Consider the following 2,205-nt stretch of genomic DNA (forward strand, 5'->3'; position numbering starts at 1 on the left):
GCCCGCGCGGCGCGCGGATCGGTGACCGCGCGGGCCCGGTCGAGCAGTTCCTCGAACCGCCACGCGTCCACCGACTCCGGCGGCAGCCGCAGCGCGTACCCGGGTGGCGCGCTCACCAGCAGCCGGGCGGGGGCGCGCGGCGGACGCCCCGGCTCCAGCAGCCGGCGCAGGTTGGACACGTACGCCTGCAGGGACGTCAGCGCCCGCGACGGCGGCTCCCCGCGCCACAGGTCCTCGATCATCCGGTCGACCGGAACGACCTGCCCGCGCGCCGCCACCAGCAGCGCCAGCACGCCCCGCTGCCGCGGCCCGCCGAGGGGGACGGCCGCGCCGTCGACCTCGACGGCGAACGCGCCCAGCACCCGGAGGAAGACCATGATCCGCACATCGTACGGAAACCGCTCCAAGTCGGCTCCAAGTCGGCTCCAAACACCCGGGAGCAGCCTGGACACATCACGACCGACCAGGTATGAACCACGGAGGCGGGAACAGATGAGCGTCAACACCGAGGACATGAAGATCGTCCACCGCGTGCTCCGCCGCGAGTCGCGGCTGCTGGTGCAGCTCGTCGCGGCCGTCGCCCCGGGGGACACCGCCCGCGCCAAGGTGATCGCCGACCACTACCGCGTCTACCGGACCGGCCTGCACAACCACCACGAGGGCGAGGACGAGCTCCTGTGGCCGCCGCTGCTCTCCCGAGTGGACCTGGAGGCCGACACCGTCCTGCGCATGCAGGCCCAGCACGACCACCTCGCGGCCACCCTGACCAGGCTGGACGCCGCCGTCCCCGCCTGGGAGGCCACGGCGGGCGCCGACGAGCGCGACACCCTCGTGGCCGCCCTCGCCGAGCACCGCGCGGTCCTGGTGGAACACCTCGACGACGAAGAGGCCACCCTCCTCCCGCTCGCGGCGAAGCACATCACCGAACGGGAGTGGGCGTCCCTGGGCGACCACCTGGTGCGCAACACCCCCAAGCCGACGCTGCTCACGCTGTTCGGCGCGGTGCTGGAGGACACCGACACGGCCGAACGCGCTGTCGTGCTCGGTGCCCTTCCCGCGCCGGTCCGCGTCGTCTGGCACGTCATCGGCCGCCCCCGCTACGCCCGCCACGTCCGCCGCGTCCGCGGCCGGACCCTGCCCCGCTCCGCCTGACCGTCGCCTGACCGCCCTCCAAGGAGAAGAACCATGTCGCTGAAGACCCTCAACACCGTCCTGGCCACCGTCGTGGTCCTGTTCACCTTCTACCTCGCGGCGTCCTTCCTCCTGACCCCCGAGACGTCCGCCGCGGGCTTCGGCCTGCCGGGCCGGCCCGCCGGCGACGGCGGCGGCTTCCTCAACGTCAAGGGCAACCGCGAACTCGCGATGGGCCTGGGCATGGGCGTCCTGCTGGTGACGGGCCGCCGCCGCTCCCTGGGCTGGGTCGTCCTGATGGTCGCCGCCGCGCCGTTCGGCGACATGGTCACCGTCCTGGCCCACCACGGCTCCCCGGCCGCCGCGTTCGGCATCCACGGCCTGACCTCGGCGCTGATCGCGGTCACGGGCCTGCTGCTCCTCCGCGAGACCCGCGGAACGAGCGAGACCGCCGGAACGCTCTCGACCACGCACTGAATTCGGCTGCTTCGGTAACCCGCGTTTTCCAGCAGCTCACCCCGACCACCCGCCGACCGGGTCGTGCCCCGGCCGGAAACCCGAGGACTCCTTGTGAAGAAGCTCTACTACGCCGCCCACACCTACATGATCATCGGGCTGGTCGGCGGCCTCTACTACCGCGAGATCACCAAGCTGAACGACTTCACCGGCGACTCCCAGCTGGGGCTCGTCCACACCCACGTGCTCGCCCTCGGCATGCTCTTCTTCCTGGTCGTCCTGGCCCTGGAGAAGCTGTTCACGCTGACGGCGGGCCGGCTCTTCAACGCCTTCTTCTGGACCTACAACGCCGGCCTCGCCCTCACCGTCGCGGTCATGACCGTCCGCGGCACGCAGACGGTCCTCGGCCAGCACACCCCGGGAGCGGCGACCGCCCTCGCGGGAGTCGGCCACATCACGCTGACCGTCGGGCTGATCTTCTTCTTCGTCAACCTGGGCAGATGCCTCACCAAGGCCGACACGGCCGCCTCGACGCCGGCCTAGACGAGTAGTTCCGAAGTCTGTCCCCTGGGACAGGGCGAGGGTGTTCAGGCTCGGTTTGTGGAGACCGAAGAACTG

At 71.5% G+C, this 2,205-nt stretch carries 4 protein-coding genes; 3 read left to right on the forward strand and 1 reads right to left on the reverse strand.

Features of this window, described 5'->3' with window-relative positions; genetic code table 11:
- Positions 1-377, reverse strand: a 377-nt coding sequence (locus DZF91_RS24725) for an AfsR/SARP family transcriptional regulator (protein WP_199486860.1), incomplete at its 3' end; no start/stop codon positions are given.
- Between the two features lie 115 nt (positions 378-492).
- On the opposite strand from DZF91_RS24725, the gene DZF91_RS42235 reads away from it, so the two are divergent.
- From DZF91_RS42235 to DZF91_RS24740, 3 genes are all read left to right on the forward strand, one after another.
- Complete coding sequence (locus tag DZF91_RS42235) at positions 493-1,152, forward strand: hemerythrin domain-containing protein (protein ID WP_117359660.1); 660 nt, start codon at positions 493-495, stop codon at positions 1,150-1,152.
- 33 nt (positions 1,153-1,185) lie between these two features.
- Positions 1,186-1,608: a DUF4267 domain-containing protein gene (locus DZF91_RS42240; RefSeq protein WP_117359661.1), complete on the forward strand. Its 423-nt coding sequence runs from the start codon at positions 1,186-1,188 to the stop codon at positions 1,606-1,608.
- Positions 1,609-1,701: 93 nt separating this feature from the next.
- Complete coding sequence (locus DZF91_RS24740; RefSeq protein WP_117359662.1) at positions 1,702-2,130, forward strand: DUF2871 domain-containing protein; 429 nt, start codon at positions 1,702-1,704, stop codon at positions 2,128-2,130.
- Positions 2,131-2,205: the final 75 nt, after the last annotated feature.

Source organism: Actinomadura logoneensis (genome assembly GCF_003428695.1).
In the GTDB taxonomy this organism is placed as follows: Bacteria; Actinomycetota; Actinomycetes; order Streptosporangiales; family Streptosporangiaceae; genus Spirillospora; species Spirillospora logoneensis.